Raw genomic sequence first — 17,819 nt, 5'->3', positions numbered from 1 at the left:
AACTAAATTATTTGCTTAGTTCTGCGTAATATTTATGAAATAAAGGAATAGTAGAAATACCCATCAGGTAGTTTTCAATTCCATATTTTTCGTTTGGTGAATGCAAATTGTCGCTATCCAGACCAAAACCAAGAAGAACGGTCTTCAGTCCGAGTACTTCCTCAAATAAAGCAACGATCGGGATTGAACCGCCGCCACGTGTTGGGATTGGTTTAACACCAAATGTTTCATGTAAAGCTTTTTCGGCAGCTTGGTAAGCAATGCTGTCGGTCGGTGTCACAACAGGTTCGCCGCCATGATGTGGTGTCACCACGACTTTTACATAGTCAGGAGCGATTTGCTCAAAATGTTTTTTGAATAATGCTGTAATGCGGTTGGAATCCTGGTTGGGAACAAGACGCATGGAAATTTTTGCATTTGCTTTTGCCGGCAATACAGTCTTGGCCCCCTCACCGATATACCCGCCCCAGATGCCATTGACTTCCAATGTTGGACGGATTCCTGTGCGTTCCAAGGTTGTAAATCCCTTTTCTCCCCAGATATTTTGAATGCCTAGATCTGATTTATAGGCCTCGATATCAAATGGTGCTTCATTCAATGCTTTGCGTTCCTCGGCAGTTAATTCAACGACGTCGTCATAAAATCCAGGAATGGCAATGTGATTATTTTCATCATGTAAGGAAGCTATCAATTTGGCAAGAATGGTCGCCGGGTTGGCTACCGCGCCACCATACACACCAGAGTGCAGGTCTCTATTGGGACCAGTGACCTCAACTTCAACATAAGAAAGCCCACGCAGGCCAGTTTCTAAAGATGGCTGAGCCATACTGATCATGGATGTATCAGAAATGACAATAACGTCCGCCTTAAGTCTTTCAGTGTTCTCTTTGACAAATGTTCCAAGATTAACAGAGCCCACTTCTTCTTCACCTTCGATCATAAATTTGATATTACATGCCAAAGCATCGTTTTTCATCATGTATTCGAAAGCTTTTACATGCATGTAAAACTGTCCCTTGTCATCCGCAGATCCCCGGGCATATATTTTACCGTCACGTATTGTTGGTTCAAATGGAGGGGTATCCCATAGCTCATATGGATCAGCAGGTTGTACATCATAGTGACCATACGTCAATACGGTCGGTAATGCCGGATCGATAATTTTTTCACCATAAACGATTGGATTTCCAGCAGTAGCACAGACCTCAACATTGTCAGCTCCGGCATCACGTAATTTTTGGGCGACAAATTCAGCTGTTTTTTGTACATCACCTTTGAATTTAGGATCGGCACTTACTGATGGCAAACGCAATAAATCAAACAACTCATCCAAAAAACGTTGTTTGTTTGCTTCTACATATTCTTTAATGTTTTGCATATTGTTTGTATTTGAAACAAATTTACACAAATCACTATACTTAACTCAATTTGTTGTAACCTTTTCAGAAAAGAACTTATCTCATGCCTATTCGTAATGGAAATAAATCCGCAAGTGGAGCTATTTATTCAAATGTAAACTACTGAAGTTATCACTGACTTCTATTTTTTTTATGGAATATGTTTCTTTAATGTGTCCTTATTTTAACTTTTATTTTCTTAATAAATATAGTTTGTCATTAAAAGGTGTTTTGTGAAATAAAATTAAATTTACTGTAACAAAACATTGGTTTTATATACTTATGCTATATTGATGTTAAAATACTATCCAACAATTTTATGAAAAGAGTGTTACCGATTCTCTTATTTTTTGTTTTTGGTCTATATGGGGCGACCTTGGGTCAATCCAAAATTTCCGGAAAAGTAAGTGATGTTAAAGACCAGTTAAAGTTAACGAATGCGACCGTCATGCTACTGACCGCTAAAGATTCCATGTTGACAAGTTTTACACGGTCTGATGAGCAGGGTTTATTTTCTTTACCCAAGCCAGATACAGGGGCTTATGTATTGATCGTAAGCTATCCAAAGTATGGCGATTATTATACCGAGATTCTTCCGGAGAGAGACTATACGAATCTAGCCATTGGACTGACCAATACGGCAACTTTACTTGAAGAAGTCATCGTGACGGGGCGTATCCCCATTACCATCAAAGGGGATACGACAGAATATGATGCCGGAAGTTTTAAAGTCGAAAAGAATGCAAAAGTAGAAGATCTACTGAAAGTCCTGCCTGGAATAACTGTCGATGCCTCGGGAAAAATTACCGCACAGGGTAAAACAGTCAAAAAGGTCCTTGTCGATGGAGAAGAGTTTTTTGGTGATGATCCCACCCTGGTTACCCGGAATATTCGGTCAGACATGGTGGACAAAGTTCAGGTATATGAAAAGAAATCTGAACAGGCTGAACGTACAGGTGTGGATGATGGGCAGCGCGAACAGACCATCAATGTCAAGCTAAAGGAAGGGTCTAAAAACGGTATGTTTGGAAAGGCATTGCTTGGAGGCGGCACAGACGATTATTACATGGGGCAATTGATGTTAAACAAGTTTAAAGGTTCTCAAAAGATTTCTGTGTATGGTCTGTTTGGGAATAATGGCACCACAAGTATGAATTGGCAGGATGCACAGAAATATGGCGGTGATTCAGGTGTATCCTATGGTGATGATGGGTCCATGTCCTGGACCAATTTTACTGATCCTTTCTCGGGACAGGGGGTTATTGGTATCCCTCAGGCTATTAATTCAGGCGTGAATTTTTCGGACAAGTTTGCTAAAGACAAGCATAATGTCAATCTCAATTATAAATATGGACGATTGAGCAGTGAGGGGGAAGACGAAACGATTAGCAGTGGTTTGATCAATAATCGTTCTGTCAAATCCGTAGATACGGAAAATGACCAGCATCGGGCTAATCTAAAGTATGACCTGAACCTTGACTCACTCAATGTACTGACGATCCGGGCTGGAGCTTCCAGGAAGAATCTTTGGTCAGACAATAGACGTGAGGCTTATCAGTTTTCTCAAAATACAGATACAACGATTGCTGAGAATACGCGTGAGCTGATCGAGAATAAGGTCAATGAATTGAACTTGAGTGCAATATTTACCCATAAATTCAGGAAAAAAGGGCGGTCCCTGACCATTGATGGGCAATTTAGAAAAAATGAAATGTTAGGTACCGGACATCTGAACTCTATGCTTAAAAACTATGACCTAAAGACTGATTCGATGACCGACCAGCGGAAGGACCGTACAAACAGGAATGATGTGCAAAGTGCCTCTGTTTCTTATACGGAACCTCTGTCTAAAGTCCTGAACCTCGTAGTTGGAACCGGGATAGAGAGAAATAACAATACCTCAGTGGTCGAATCCTTCAATAAGGACAGTAAAGGTGATTACGAGCAGCTTGACCCTCGGTTCAGCAATAATTATACTTTTGATCGAAGAAGCAGTAGCTATAAATTGGCGATTGTCCATACGACAGACAAATTTAAGTTTACCATAGCCAACAATTTTAATAACGACAGGCTCAAACAATATAATAATTATACGGATCAGGGACTGTCTCGAAGCTACTTTACCTATAATCCCAATGTTAGTGCTGGGTATTCCTTTACCAAAACGAAAGGGCTTTGGCTGAACTATACCGGCAAGAATCAGTTGCCATCAATGCGGCAGATTCAGCCTATCCTAGATAATTCAGATCAGATCAACCGTTATTTGGGGAATGAAAATCTAAAGCCTTCCTTTAAGAATTCGCTGAACATTAATTACAACTCGTTTCGTGTCCTGACGGGTAACTATGTCTATGTCGGTGGAAATATTTCGCTGGAGAAAAACCCAATTACCCAAAATATAGATACACTGAAGGGGATTAATACCTATACCTGGAATAATGTGGCGGGTAAGACAAATACTTCAGTTAATATTTGGTCGGGCTATCATTTCAAGTTGAGCAAAAAACTTGGATTGTCCAATACACCGCAGTTTTATCTGAATATGAGTGATAATTACAATATGTTCAACAAGCAGTTGAATCAGGTCAATACGACAAATTTTAATTTTGTCTATAACTTTAGAAGGGATACCAAAACAGGATTAAATTTTGATCTCAACCTGAGTCCGCAGTACCGGCTGATGAAATCTAGCCTGGAACAGCATACGAATAGTAATGGCTTCGTGTTTGGATCATATGGCAGTGTGGAGTACTTTATCAGTAAAACATTTAAAGTCTATACGAATTACAATTATACTTATGAGGCCGCGACCAAGGCTTTTGATGAGAAGTTTGAGCAATTTCTGCTGCATCCCGGTGTAAGTAAGAAATTCTTGAAAAATGAATCGCTGGTGTTGGACTTTATGATTAACGACGTGCTCAATCAAAATAAGGGTTTTAGCCGTTCGGCATCAACTTCGATCTTTACGCAGCGGCGCTATGATACCATACGCAGGTATTATATGCTAAAGTTATCCTGGGATTTTACCAAAATGTTTTTATAAAATTTAAGTTATTACCATGTTAAAATATATTGTTTTTCTTTTTTTATGCTGTATAGCAATGGGGCTGAAGGCACAGTATACGTTATTCGCTCGCTCAGGTCATATCTCCTATGACAAGACCATGTATATGAAGAATATTGTCAGCAAACAATTTGTGGCGAAAGCCGACGCTAATTCAAAACAATTTTTTGAACAGATACTTCCCAAATTACCGGAAAATGCCGTATTAAAAAAATCATTAAAATTCAATGCCGATGAGACCTTGTTTGAGCCGGTGAAGGATGATAACCTGGATCAGATGGTAAAACAGTATATCATGATGTTGGCATTGGATTTTGAATCGATTACCCTGTCAAATATGTCAACCCGATCTTTTCTGAGGTATAACGATATCGTCGGGGAGAAGATTATTGTTGAAGATACCATGAAACGGATTAAATGGAAAATTACTGACGAATACCGCGAAATAGCGGGATACAATTGTAGGCGGGCTAATGGCGTAACACCTGATTCACTTTATGTGATCGGATTTTATTGTAATGAAATCCCTATTAGTGGCGGGCCCGAATCAGTTAATGGGCTTCCCGGGATGATCCTAGGGTTGGTTGTGCCGAGTCAGCATGTCTCTTATTTTGCAACCAAAGTAGAGCTTAGCAATACGGTGGTGATGGACAAAAAGAAATTTGAAAATAGCAAAATGAAACGTATGACAAGGAAAGCAATGACCGATCAGTTAACCAGTGTACTATCTCAGCATATGAATAAGGAAACCGTCCGCTTTATTATGGAACTGGGTAATATGTAAGATAATTGCCCACCGTTAGGTTTACGGTTTGGCATCGATGCATGGCATATCACATAAAAAAGGCCCTTCGCTGAAAGGGCCTTTTTTATGTGAACTGAGGAAATATTATTTTCCGTCGTTTTTCTTAGCAGTAACTTCGTTACGAATTTCTTGAGCTAAGGTTTTGATTTCTTGTAATCCTTTACGTACACGTGTACCAGCAGCAGAATTACCATTGTTGAAGAACTTGTCTGCATCAGCTTCGATAGAAGCTACTAACTCTTTTAATTTTACGTAGTTTTCCATTTTTTTATAATTATAATTTTAGTTTTTATGGTTTTTCCTAAACACTCCTTAAATATACAAAAACGAATCAAATAGAAAATAAATTTCGTTTTTTTTTATCGAAAAAGCTTAAAAAAAACTATTCAACAATCTTAAGTTCGTCAATAATGTTGGTTGCGCCAGCAAATTTATCAATGATAAACAATACATAACGGATGTCAACTGAAATTGTACGTTGCAGCTTATGGTCGAAGATGACATCTCCTGCCATGGCCTCAATATTACCATCAAAAGCTAGGCCAATTAATTCGCCATTGCCATTTATGACTGGTGAACCGGAGTTTCCTCCAGTTATGTCGTTGTCACTTAGGAAGTTTACCGGTAAATACCCCTTTTTATCTGCGTAACGGCCATAGTCCTTATTATTATACAGATCGATCAAACGTTGTGGCAAATCGAACTCTTCGTCACCTTTTTTGTATTTGGCGATCGTACCTTTTAAAGTTGTGTAGAAGTTCTTGTCAGCGTCGTTACGAGGGTCTTTCGGTAAGCCCTTGATTGAGCCATATGAAAGACGTAAGGTGCTGTTTGCATCCGGATAGAATTTTCCTTTCGGATTGGAAGCCAATACTCCAGCCACATATTTACGGTAAGCCCCCTCAAACTTGTCATGCTCAGCTTTTGCGCTAGGGTCTTCTTGGCGGTATTTGTTGATCAATGCCGAGGATAATTTATACAATGGATCATTGGCCAAAATTTCAGCCTTTGGATCTGCCAGGTAATTGTTTAAGCGTTCAGCAGAAGCAAAAATGCTGTTTTTTACCGCTTCTTTGATATAAGCCGTGAAATCGTTATTGTTCTTCGCAGCTAACTCTGCAACATAAGGCGCGATATTTCCAGCTTTTTTCGCGTAAAGATTCAATTCATCGATCAAGACCTGTTCTTCCAAAGGCATATACATTTTTTCGTAGCCAGCATCGATCGCAGACTTTAAGCGTGGAAGGATCTCTTTTCTGCGTGCATCATCACCTGCAGCATAGATTTCTAATCCCGAACCGATCGAATAGGGCAATGCGGCGATAGCACTTGAACGCAACATACCCATCAGGTAATTGTCGTGTTTCGCTTTCTCATTGGTCGCGGTATAGTATGCATTGATCGTTTTGATGACATCACCATACGTCGCTTTATTAACAGCTTTGTTGGCCCATTTATCAAATTTAACCTCATCTTTTGCTTTGGATTCCGCTGTTTTATGTAAAGTCAAGGCGTCAATCATACCCTGACGGTTTTTCCAATAGTTAGCTACCTGAGAATATTTAGATGCATAGTTTAGTTTTACGGCTTGGTCTTGATCCATGAATTTTTTCATGGCATCCATACCTGTTTTGGAGGCCTCTACCCAAGCCGGATAGGCAAACTTCACGTTTTGATTGATTCCACCTGAAGGCATCCAACGATTGGTACGGCCAGGATAACCCAAAATCATGGCAAAATCCCCTTCTTGTATACCTTTTAAGCTAACTGGTAGGAAATGCTTTGGTTTTAATGGAACGTTCTCCTTGGCGTACTCAGCAGGGTTTCCATTTTTGTCAGCATAAACCCGGAAGATTGAAAAATCTCCGGTGTGACGTGGCCATTCCCAATTATCTGTATCACCACCAAATTTACCGATGCTATTTGGCGGTGTACCTACCAAACGGACATCATTGTAATCCTGATATACAAAATAATAATATTCATTTCCTTGATAGAATGATTTGACTTCAACTACATATTTGCCGTTTTCACTATTTTCCTTTTGGATTTTAGCGATTTCAGCAGCAATGATTTTGTTGCGCTCATCTTCCGGCATGTTGTTGTTTACCAAACTTAAGATTCGTTTAGAAACATCATCCATGCGGACAAAGAATCGTACTGATAGGGATTTTGGCTTTAGTTCCTCAGCCTTGGTTTTGGCCCAAAAACCATTTGTTAAGTGATCATTTTCTGGTGTAGAAAGCTCAGCAATGGCACCATATCCACAGTGATGGTTGGTGAACACTAAACCTTGATCAGAAACAATTTCAGCTGTACAACCACCATTGAACTGTACGATAGCATCCTTTAAGCTTGAGTGGTTAATGCTGTAGATCTCTTCGGCACTGAGACGAAGTCCTTTTTTCTGCATATCAGCCTCATTCAGACGCTTTAGATACATTAAAAACCACATTCCCTCATCGGCAAATGCAGCAAAGCTTGTTGTCAATAACAACAAACACATCCATAATTTTTTCATATCAACCTGATAAAAAGTTTGTTTATACCTTACAAAAATGCTTTAATTCTGTCAAAAACCAAAATATTAGACTTTATAATACACTTTTGCCCAACTTTTATGTCAATTAAAAGTAAATGTGTACTTGAATGCATATCAAAGAAAGTCAAATGGACTCTTTTCCTTATCTTTGTCGGATGCAGCAATCATTTGAAAATTTTAAATTCAATAGACAGATCTTAAATGCGATAGCGGAAGCAGGGTATGAGCAGCCGACGGAGATCCAACAGAAGGCGATTACGCCTATACTGGCGGGACAGGATGTGATGGGAATCGCTCAGACAGGAACTGGAAAAACTGCTGCATTTGTATTGCCAATGCTGATGAAATTAAAGTATGCGCAGGGAAATGATGCGCGTGCATTGATTTTGACACCTACTCGGGAGCTGGCAATGCAGATCGAAGAGCATATTAAACTCTTTTCTACTCATCTGGATCTTCGTTCTGTTGTGCTCTATGGAGGATTGGGGCCGAAGACGCAGATTGAGGCCCTGGAAAAGGGAATAGATATCATTGTGGCTACACCAGGCCGCTTTCTCGATTTATATCTAGAGGGACATATTGGTGTGAAATCACTCAAATTTTTGGTTCTGGATGAAGCTGATAAGATGATGGATATGGGCTTTATCAGTAAGATTCACCGTGTTTTGGAAATAGTACCCCGAAAACGACAGAACCTATTGTTCTCGGCAACAATGAGTGAACTCGTACGGAAAATTGCCGGAGATTTTCTGGCATTTCCTACCGTGATTGAAGTATCCGAACAAGCTACACCTGCCAAGACGGTGAGTCAATCCTTATACTTTGTGCCAAACCAAAAAACAAAACTGAATCTACTGCAGCATCTGCTGAAAGATGATGCGGCATTTAACCGTTTGATCATTTTTTGTAAAACGAAACAAGTGGCAGATAATGTTTTCCATTTCTTGGAACGTAAGTATGGGAAGGAAGAGGTACGGGTTATCCACGCTAATAAAGGGCAAAACACCCGGATCAACTCGATCAATGCTTTTAAGGAGGGCAATATCCGGATCTTGGTAGCGACAGATGTTGCGGCCAGGGGGCTTGATGTTTCCAATGTGAGCCATGTGATCAACTTTGAAGTACCTATTGTCATCGAAGACTATGTCCACCGGATCGGACGTACAGGCCGCGCTTTCAATGAAGGTGATGCAATCACTTTCTGTAATGATGCCGAGAAATATTACATCCGAAAAATTGAAAAGCTGATCAAACAGAGTATTCCAGTTTATCCCATTCCAGAAGAGGTTTTTGTTGAGAAAACACCTTTCCAGGAAAAACAGGATATAGCCCGCGATATTGATAATCAAAAGAAAAAAGACAATCCGGATTATCAGGGAGCCTTCCATGAAAAGAAGTATGTGATCAAACAAAAGGAAGTACGTGAAGCACAACGGGCCTCTGGTTTTAAACCGAAGGCCAAGAGCAAAGGGAAGTCTGGAGGTGGAAAATCAACAGGATCAAATCGTAATTTCAAGAAACGATAGTAAAAAAATGCGGTTTACCCCAATAAATATTGCCAGTGCATGCTTGGTCGCCTGGTTTGTTATGGAAAATCCCAATGACGAAAAGGCACTATTTACATGGGGAGCATTTGTGGCCTTGATGGTACTACTGGTGGTAATCGATATTTTATTTAGAGTACTTATCAAAGAGAATAAAAAAATGTGGATGTTACAGTTGGCGTTTTTGGTGGTGGTCTGCGTTGTCAGCCTGATCGTTAAAGTGACATTTGCGTAGCAGAAAATTAAAAAATAAGAAGAGATACGATGTATGCCATGGGCTTACAAAACTGAAATCTCAATATTAAATACTCATATCTCAATACTCAATATTAAAATGAAAAAAGCAGAAATAAAATTACAGGTAGAACTGGACGAAAACAATGTGCCTGAAAATATCCTGTGGTCGTCCACAGATGGAAACAATGCAGAAGAGTTACCCGCGAAAGCGATGTTTTTGGCTTTATGGGATTCACATTATAAAAACTCCATGCGTATAGACCTGTGGACCAAAGACATGCCGTATGACGAAATGAAAAGATTTTTTTATGAGACTTTGCAAACATTGGGCGACTCTTTTATCCGTTCTTCGGGTGGGGATCCAATGGCTGAAAAGGTTATCGGTGATTTGCGTGACTATTGTGCGCATTTTGCAGACAAAATGGAAGTTTTAATGCCACAGCAATAGTTTTAACGTTTAACAAAAAATTGACGATGCAATATTTCTTAGTAAAATCTGAACCGTTTAAATATAGTTGGGAACAATTTAATAAAGATGGAAGGACGTTTTGGGACGGTGTTCGCAACTACCAGGCTAGGAATAATATAAAAGCGATGAAAGAGGGGGATATGGTGCTCTTCTATCATAGCAATGAGGGTAAGGAGGTGGTTGGTATCGCTAAAGTGGTCAAGGAATTTTATCAAGATCCGACTACTGATGATGAGCGTTGGGTCGTAGTGGATCTAGCTCCAGTCGAAACATTGAAAAAACCAGTGACACTGGAAACGATCAAGGCTGATGAGCAGCTGCAGGATATTGCTTTGGTAAGACAGGGACGATTATCCGTCATGCCGCTTAAAGCAGCGGAATTTGACAGGATCCTGGCCCTTGGCAATGAATGATTGATCCCTTTGACAGGGTATTTATCCTGTTTGTTAGAAAAATTAACCTCTGGTGGATATGGTGATTTGAGGGCGAGAGCTACCTTGATGAGCGGCAGTATCCTAAAAATGGGCGAATAAGCCAGCTTATTCGCCCATTTTTAGGATTGTCTTCCAGCAGAAGGACAGGGTATTAATTTTTTTGACTGAACAAGCTAACTAACGTCTTGAGCTTCTTAGCATTTTCTGGTTTTAATTTCCCAGCAAGGATTAATCGCAACTCTCGGCGCTGTAAAGCATCTTCATAGGCTTTTTGCTCAGATTCGGTTTCAGGAACCAGTACCGGGACAGCTTTGGGGTTATTGTCGGCATCCACAGCCACAAAGGTATAGTATGCTTCATTGGTTTTTACACGCGTGCCCTCAGGTAAGTTTGATGCAAAAATCTCCATCCGCACCTCTAACGAGCTGTTAAAAGCACGGGTAACCTGTGCCTGGATCGTGACGACTTCCCCCAATTTAATGGAACGTTTAAACGATACATTATCGACCGATACGGTGACAACGACATTGCTACAGTGTTTTTGAGCCGCAATGGCCGAACAGATATCCATCCAGTACAATAAGCGCCCCCCCATCAAATTCCCAAAAGTATTTGTGTCATTGGGAAGGACCAATTCGTTCATCTCTGTGTACGACTCTCTCGCAAATTTCTTTATCATATCATTTTTTGTCATTATCTTCCAAAGGCTTTGAACTGTCTGTCAATGACTGCCAAAGATTCTATAAACGATGTTGGCACATAGCCCAGTTCGTTTTTGGATTTGTTGAGATCAAAGCCTGTCTGGCGCGGTCTGTTATCTGCTTGTCCAATACTTGCCGCAGAGATTTCTGAGATCAATGTGCTGTCCAGTTTCCAATAGTCCGCAACCTTATCGACAGCTTCCTTGATGGACATCAGTTCCGCTCCGGAAATATGGAATAGGCCTTGTGCCTTCCGCTCAATAGCCAGCTGACAGGCCCGAGCTAAATCATCTACAAATGTAGGCATTCTCCATTGGTCATTGACGACTTTTATAGGCTCATTTTGTGAAAGCTTTCCTTTGGCCCACAGGACCAAGTTTGACCGATTAGGATCAGCGTTAACACCATAGACTAGAATAGTGCGTAGAATGGCAAAGTGGCAGTTGCTATGTTGTAAGACCTGTTCTGAGGCATATTTACTCTTCCCGTATTCACTTTGGGGGTTGGCACTGTCTTCTTCGTTGTATGGCGTGCCTTTTTTTCCATCAAATACAAAGTCGGTCGAGAGATGTACCAGCTGAGCTTGATTTTTTTCACAGTAGGTAGCCAATACCTGCACAAGGTCTACATTGATCAACTGACAAGCGACTTTATCCGCTTCACAGGCTTCAACACTTGTCATCGCTGCAGTATGTACAATCACATCAAATGTGTGCGTCGATAAAAAATTATTTAGTGCCTCCCGGTCTAATAAATCAACTTGGTTAAAGACATAATGACCTTGGTTGGGATTCCTATTTGGGCTCTTCGAAATGGCCACAATTTCATAGTTATCATTTGGTGCAAGTAAATCAACGACTTTCTGACCTAAAAAACCATTTGATCCAGTGATAAGAACTTTTTTCATGTCAATTGTTTAGTTTGTCCAGATAAAATCCATTTTAGCAGGTTGTTTCATAATATTTTTGATGACAGCCTGTTCCAAATCAAGAATTGATTTTAGGGCATCATAATCGATTTTATCTGCATCATCTGTTGGCATATGATAATCAGGGTGGCCTCCGGTATGGAAGAATAGCACTGGAATATTCTTTTTGTAGAAAGAAGTTTGATCAGATCCGCCATTGCCATCCTTGCTTAAGTTGAACTTGATGGGAGCTTGTATATCTTTGAAGATATTGGGCCATTGGCTGCTTGTGCCATACCCGATGACGGCAAGCCCATTCGCTGGATTGTAGCGGCCGATCATATCCATGTTAAGCATTGCCGTGGTTTGCTCCAATGGAAGGGTCGGGTGTTCTGTATAATATTTGGAACCCACGAGTCCAAGTTCCTCCGCACCGAAGGCAATAAACAATAAGTTATAAGGTTCTTTTTCGTTGTTGGTACTGAAATAACGTGCAAGTTCCAGTAATCCCGCTGTCCCCGAAGCATTATCATCAGCACCGTTGTGAATTTTTCCTACACCCAATGAGTCTTTTGAGCTACCCTGATGGCCGGTTCCCAGGTGGTCATAATGTGCACCTATCACCACGGTTAAATCGGCCCCATTGTTAATAAAACCAATGATATTATCCGCATTACGGATACTATCTGCTACTTTTACTTTCCACACCTTTGCTTTAAACGATTGACGGTAGCCTTTTTCACCCCGGGGCTCCAATTTATATTTTTTAAATTGCTTTTCAATATAATCAGCAGCTTTGAAGACTTCTTTACTACCTGTTCCTCGACCTTTCATTTTATCATCGGCGAGGTAATGGATATGTTTTTTTAGATTGGAAATTTCAATCTGTTGTGCTTGCAAAGATTTGATTGCAAGTAAACTGCAGAGAGTTAGGAGTAAGCTTATGTTTTTCATTTTTTAGTATTGAGATATGAGTATTGCGAATCGAGATTGAGCCCTTATACGTCTTCAGCTGGCCTGTTTTCGTTGTCTTTGTGCTAAAGAAAAAAGCCTTGGGATTAACAAGGCTTTTTATGGGGTATCATCGTTAATCTTCGAGAATTTCACTATGAATACTTGATTTTTCTTCTCTTTCATGTTTAAAATATCGTTTTTGGAATAACAATATCAGGACAACACCCACTGAAATCGCGGAATCGGCAATATTGAATACCGGGCGGAAGAACAGGAATTCCTCACCGCCCCAAAAGGGTACCCAGCTAGGAAATGTACCTTCAATCAAAGGGAAATAGAGCATGTCAACAACCTTGCCATGTAAAAAGGACGAATAACCGCCATCGGCAGGGAATAAACTTGCTTTATCGTACCAGGTACTTTCACTAAAGATCACACCGTAGAATGCCGAATCAATGATATTGCCTAATGCACCGGCGAGAATCAGCGCAACATTTAATATGAAGCCCCGGTTATACTTATTTTTGATCATGTAATGTAGACCATAGCCGATACCAGCTACAGCCAATATCCGGAACACAGTTAAGAATAATTTGCCGTAATCACCGCCAAATTCCATTCCATAAGCCATTCCATTATTTTCAATGAAATGAATCTGAAAAAATTTGCCCAAAACGTGATGGCTCTGTCCAATTGTCATTGAGAGTTTAACCCATATTTTGGACAGTTGGTCTATTAAAAGAATCGCTACAATGAGTGCGACTGGTTTAGTATAACCCTTCATGGTGCTATAAAAATGGTCCTTGCCCACGCAAAGACCATATATTTTTACCTAAATTAATATTGTTTATTTTTCGCTTCGATACTCAACGTTGTATGTGGAACAGCCTTCAAACGTTCTTTTTGAATCAGTTTGCCAGTTTCTCTACAGATACCGTATGTCTTGTTCTCGATGCGCACCAACGCTGCTTCCAGGTTGTCGATAAACTTCTTCTGACGTGCAGCCAATTGGTTGGTCTGTTCCTTCTCTAAGGTTGCAGAACCATCTTCCAATGTCTTGTACGTTCCCGCAGTATCATCTGTCCCATTCGCATTGCTATTATTGAGCGTTGCGGTCAACGAGGAAAGCTCTTCTTTTGCTATTCGAAGCTTTTCCAAGATAATATCCTTGAATTCTTGTAATTCTGAATCGCTATAACGTGTTTTCTCGTTGTTGTTTGCCATAATTTAATTTTTTTGGATTAATGCCTTAAGTTCTTTGCCATCGATCTCGATGGTCTCTCCTTCAGTTAGTGAATCTTCAAATACCAACGTATCGGCTAGAATTTCGGTGCAAATATACGATAAATTTTCATTGGCAGCATTGGCCACTTCCGGCACCCTGGTTAACTTTACGTTAATTCTATCGGTGACTTCAAGCCCTTTTTCTTTCCTCAGATTTTGTAAACGGTTGATCAGTTCTCTTGATAAACCTTCCTTTTTCAATTCTTCGGTGATATGGATATCCAATGCTACGGTCAATTTACCTAAATTCGCGACTTGCCATCCTTCAACGTCTTCTGCTATAATTTCTACATCGCTCAATAGAATAGTATATGGCGTGCCTGCTAAGGCTAGTTCACCAGCTGATTCCAATGTGCTTATTTGATCTATAGTCAACGATTGGATAGACGAAGAGACTAACTTCATATCCTTACCAACTTTCGAGCCAAGAGCTTTAAAATTGGGTTTTATTTTTTTCTTGATAATGCCTGTTGTATCTGTAATAAACTCAATATCTTTGATATTGGTCTCCGAAAGTATCAGATCTTTTACCTTTTCTACTTTTTCTTGGAAGGCACTATCCAGTACGGGAACAAGAATTTTGTTCAATGGCTGACGTACGTTGATCGATGTTTTCTTCCGTAAGGAAAGCGTCAGCGACGAAATATCTTGCGCTAGGGCCATTCGTTCCTCAAGATCTTTGTCGACCAGATTTTCATGATATACGGGGAAGTTAGCCAAATGAACAGATTCAACTTGCTCTTTGTTTGTTGCTGTGTTTAAATCCAGGAACAATCGATCAGAGAAGAATGGAGATATTGGCGACATTAACTTCGCAATGGTATCAAGACAGGTGTATAAAGTTTGATAAGCCGAAATTTTGTCCTCTGTGTATTCGCCTTTCCAGAAACGGCGACGGCATAAGCGAACATACCAGTTACTTAAATGTTCATCGACAAAATTTTGGATTGCACGGGCAGCTTTTGTAGGCTCATAATCTGCCAAGTATTCATCAACCTCCTTGCTGAGCGAATTCAACAGCGATATGATCCAACGGTCAATTTCTGGACGTTTTTCTAAAGCGATATCAGGTTCGGCATATGAAAATTTATCAATATTGGCGTAAAGTGCAAAAAATGCATAGGTATTGTACAGGGTACCGAAGAATTTACGGCGCACCTCGTCCAAGCCCTCCATATTGAATTTCAGGTTGTCCCATGGGGCAGCATTGCTGATCATGTACCAACGTGTTGCATCGGCACTGTATTGGTCAATTGTTGAGAATGGATCGACACCATTACCCAGGCGTTTGGACATCTTGTTGCCGTTTTTGTCCAATACCAACCCATTGGAAACAACGTTTTTGAAAGAAACCGATTTATACATCATGGTAGAAATCGCATGTAGTGTAAAGAACCAACCACGTGTTTGGTCAACACCTTCAGCGATGAAGTCCGCGGGATAGGCATGATCAAATCCTGATTTAAATGGAAACTCTTCACCTTTTGCCAATTTCTCGTGATCCAATCCCCACTGTGCGTAAGGCATTGCCCCCGAATCAAACCACACATCAATCAGGTCTGGTTCACGGAACAGCTTTTGCCCGGCATCAGAAACAAGGACGATATCATCGACATATGGGCGGTGAAGATCCAATTGTTCCGTATCAAATTTTTCCAAATATGCTTTATTCTTGGCCTTTTCATCTGCAGACAGAACAGATGAAGCCAAAGAAGCTTCCAATAAGGATTTCAGTTCAGGCAATGACCCGATACAGATCTCTTCATTTTCATCTTCCGAACGCCAGATGGGAAGGGGAGTCCCCCAGTAGCGTGAACGTGAAAGGTTCCAGTCTACCAAGTTCTCCAGCCAATTTCCAAAACGCCCGGTTCCAGTAGCTTCCGGTTTCCAGTTGATCGTTTTATTTAAAGCTACCAGATCCTCTTTCACTGCGGTCGTCTTGATAAACCAGCTATCTAACGGATAGTATAAAACCGGTTTGTCGGTACGCCAACAATGTGGATAGGTATGCTCATATTTTTTGACATCAAAGGCTTTGTTGTCCTCTTTCAATTTGATGGAAATCAATACATCCGTAGGTTTGAAGTCCTCTTTGGCACGTTCTTCAGCGCTATAGTATTCCTCTTTTACGAATCTTCCCGCAAAATCGGTGATTTCATTGACGAAACGTCCAGTTCGGTCCACAGTAGGAACATCTTTTCCGTTTTCATCTTTTACCAAAATACCCGGTACACCATGTTCTTTTGCTACACGAAAGTCATCGGCACCATAGGTAGGAGCTGCGTGGACGATACCAGTACCATCTTCTGTGGTCACAAAGTCGCCCGGGATTACGCGGAAGGCATTTTCCTGTAAATCTTCATTGGTGATATAGGGCAACAATTGCTCGTAACGTAAGCCAACAAGTTCCTCGCCGATAAATTCGGCGGCAACTTCCCAAGGGATAACTTTATCACCCAACTTGTAGTCTTGGAAAGAGGCGTCTTGTCCCTCCGCTTTAAAATGTTTGCTGATCAGATCTTTTGCCAACACAACAGATACTGGTGCACCTGTATACTTATTGAAGGTTCTGATCTTGACATAGTTTATTTTCTTACCAACAACCAAAGCCGTATTGGAAGGCAATGTCCATGGAGTGGTTGTCCAAGCAATAAAAGCTACATCTTCAGCTTCGTCTTCGACCAATTTTTCGATTGCAGGATGGAGCTGATCTTTGATCAGTCTGAATTGGGCAACGATCGTAGTGTCTTTAACATCTTTATACGTTCCCGGCTGATTGAGCTCGTGTGAGCTTAATCCTGTACCTGCTGCAGGAGAGTATGGTTGTATGGTATAACCTTTATATAAAAGGCCTTTTTTGTAAAGCTCTTTTAACAAATACCATAACGTCTCTATATATTCATTTTTATAAGTAATATAAGGATGCTCAAGGTCCACCCAATAGCCCATTTTTGTGGTCAGGTCATTCCATACATCTGTATATTTCATGACCTCCTTGCGACAAGCCGCATTATATTCTTCAACAGTAATTTTCTTGCCGATATCTTCCTTCGTTATGCCAAGTGCTTTTTCGACAGCAAGTTCAATAGGAAGACCATGGGTGTCCCAGCCTCCTTTACGTTTTACCTGATAGCCTTTCAATGTCTTGTAACGACAGAAAATATCCTTAATTGTACGAGCCATCACGTGATGGATCCCAGGCATTCCATTTGCAGAAGGTGGCCCCTCAAAAAATGTATATGACTTGCTCTCAGGGCGATTATTGATACTTTTTTCGAATATTTTTTCCTGTTCCCAACGGGTCAAAATCTCTTTACCAATCTCCGGTAAATTTAACTGCTTATATTCTTTGTACATCAGACTGTTGTATGCTTCTTTTCTAAAGGTCGCTAATTTAGTGAATTATGATGGAAAAAGAAAGAGGGGGAAAGCTGTAATCGTACTCTCCACGTGAAACCTGATCCAAAGAAATGGGAGGCCC

At 40.5% G+C, this 17,819-nt stretch carries 15 protein-coding genes; 6 read left to right on the top strand and 9 right to left on the bottom strand.

Annotation, left to right across the window (positions count from 1 at the left end):
* Positions 1-7 precede the first annotated feature (7 nt).
* On the bottom strand, positions 8-1,378 hold the full coding sequence (locus tag HX021_RS11445; protein ID WP_286590452.1) for a dipeptidase: 1,371 nt from the start codon (positions 1,376-1,378) through the stop codon (positions 8-10).
* 338 nt (positions 1,379-1,716) lie between these two features.
* Between HX021_RS11445 and HX021_RS11440 the strand changes: the two genes are divergently transcribed.
* The gene (locus HX021_RS11440) at positions 1,717-4,440 is read left to right on the top strand and encodes an outer membrane beta-barrel protein (protein ID WP_286590451.1); all 2,724 of its coding nucleotides are present in this window, start codon (positions 1,717-1,719) and stop codon (positions 4,438-4,440) included.
* A gap of 16 nt (positions 4,441-4,456) precedes the next feature.
* A complete protein-coding gene (locus HX021_RS11435; protein ID WP_286590450.1) occupies positions 4,457-5,245 on the top strand; it encodes a GLPGLI family protein in 789 nt (262 codons plus the stop codon).
* 105 nt (positions 5,246-5,350) lie between these two features.
* Here HX021_RS11435 and HX021_RS11430 read toward each other — a convergent pair whose 3' ends face one another.
* Together HX021_RS11430 and HX021_RS11425 are read right to left on the bottom strand one after the other, a co-directional pair.
* Positions 5,351-5,530: a BF3379 family histone-like protein gene (locus HX021_RS11430; RefSeq protein WP_046674057.1), complete on the bottom strand. Its 180-nt coding sequence runs from the start codon at positions 5,528-5,530 to the stop codon at positions 5,351-5,353.
* A gap of 118 nt (positions 5,531-5,648) precedes the next feature.
* Entirely contained in the window at positions 5,649-7,787 is a 2,139-nt protein-coding gene (locus HX021_RS11425) for a S46 family peptidase (RefSeq protein ID WP_286590449.1), read from the bottom strand.
* A gap of 176 nt (positions 7,788-7,963) precedes the next feature.
* Between HX021_RS11425 and HX021_RS11420 the strand changes: the two genes are divergently transcribed.
* The 4 genes from HX021_RS11420 to HX021_RS11405 all read left to right on the top strand — a co-directional run bounded on the left by HX021_RS11420 (position 7,964) and on the right by HX021_RS11405 (position 10,471).
* Positions 7,964-9,334, top strand: coding sequence for a DEAD/DEAH box helicase (locus HX021_RS11420; RefSeq protein ID WP_286590448.1), 1,371 nt, complete (start codon positions 7,964-7,966; stop codon positions 9,332-9,334).
* Positions 9,335-9,341: 7 nt separating this feature from the next.
* Entirely contained in the window at positions 9,342-9,587 is a 246-nt protein-coding gene (locus HX021_RS11415) for a hypothetical protein (RefSeq protein WP_286590447.1), read from the top strand.
* Between the two features lie 99 nt (positions 9,588-9,686).
* Entirely contained in the window at positions 9,687-10,037 is a 351-nt protein-coding gene (gene gldC / locus HX021_RS11410) for a gliding motility protein GldC (protein ID WP_286590446.1), read from the top strand.
* A 26-nt stretch (positions 10,038-10,063) separates the two neighbouring features.
* The gene (locus HX021_RS11405; RefSeq protein ID WP_286590444.1) at positions 10,064-10,471 is read left to right on the top strand and encodes an EVE domain-containing protein; all 408 of its coding nucleotides are present in this window, start codon (positions 10,064-10,066) and stop codon (positions 10,469-10,471) included.
* Between the two features lie 172 nt (positions 10,472-10,643).
* Here HX021_RS11405 and HX021_RS11400 read toward each other — a convergent pair whose 3' ends face one another.
* From HX021_RS11400 to ileS, 6 genes are all read right to left on the bottom strand, one after another.
* Entirely contained in the window at positions 10,644-11,171 is a 528-nt protein-coding gene (locus tag HX021_RS11400) for an acyl-CoA thioesterase (protein ID WP_286590443.1), read from the bottom strand.
* Between the two features lie 14 nt (positions 11,172-11,185).
* Complete coding sequence (locus tag HX021_RS11395; RefSeq protein ID WP_286590442.1) at positions 11,186-12,100, bottom strand: SDR family oxidoreductase; 915 nt, start codon at positions 12,098-12,100, stop codon at positions 11,186-11,188.
* A 9-nt stretch (positions 12,101-12,109) separates the two neighbouring features.
* Positions 12,110-13,054 carry a M20/M25/M40 family metallo-hydrolase gene (locus HX021_RS11390; protein WP_286590441.1) on the bottom strand — a complete coding sequence of 315 codons (945 nt, stop codon included), beginning with the start codon at positions 13,052-13,054 and terminating at the stop codon, positions 12,110-12,112.
* Between the two features lie 133 nt (positions 13,055-13,187).
* Positions 13,188-13,838, bottom strand: coding sequence for a lipoprotein signal peptidase (locus HX021_RS11385; RefSeq protein WP_286590440.1), 651 nt, complete (start codon positions 13,836-13,838; stop codon positions 13,188-13,190).
* A gap of 53 nt (positions 13,839-13,891) precedes the next feature.
* Positions 13,892-14,278 (bottom strand): TraR/DksA family transcriptional regulator, encoded by a 387-nt coding sequence (locus tag HX021_RS11380; RefSeq protein WP_286590439.1) that lies wholly within the window; start codon positions 14,276-14,278, stop codon positions 13,892-13,894.
* A 3-nt stretch (positions 14,279-14,281) separates the two neighbouring features.
* A complete protein-coding gene (gene ileS / locus HX021_RS11375; RefSeq protein ID WP_286590438.1) occupies positions 14,282-17,695 on the bottom strand; it encodes an isoleucine--tRNA ligase in 3,414 nt (1,137 codons plus the stop codon).
* Positions 17,696-17,819 lie beyond the last annotated feature (124 nt).

It is taken from the genome of Sphingobacterium sp. N143 (genome assembly GCF_030325625.1).
GTDB lineage: Bacteria > Bacteroidota > Bacteroidia > Sphingobacteriales > Sphingobacteriaceae > Sphingobacterium.
This window is presented reverse-complemented; position numbering and strand designations above follow the sequence as displayed.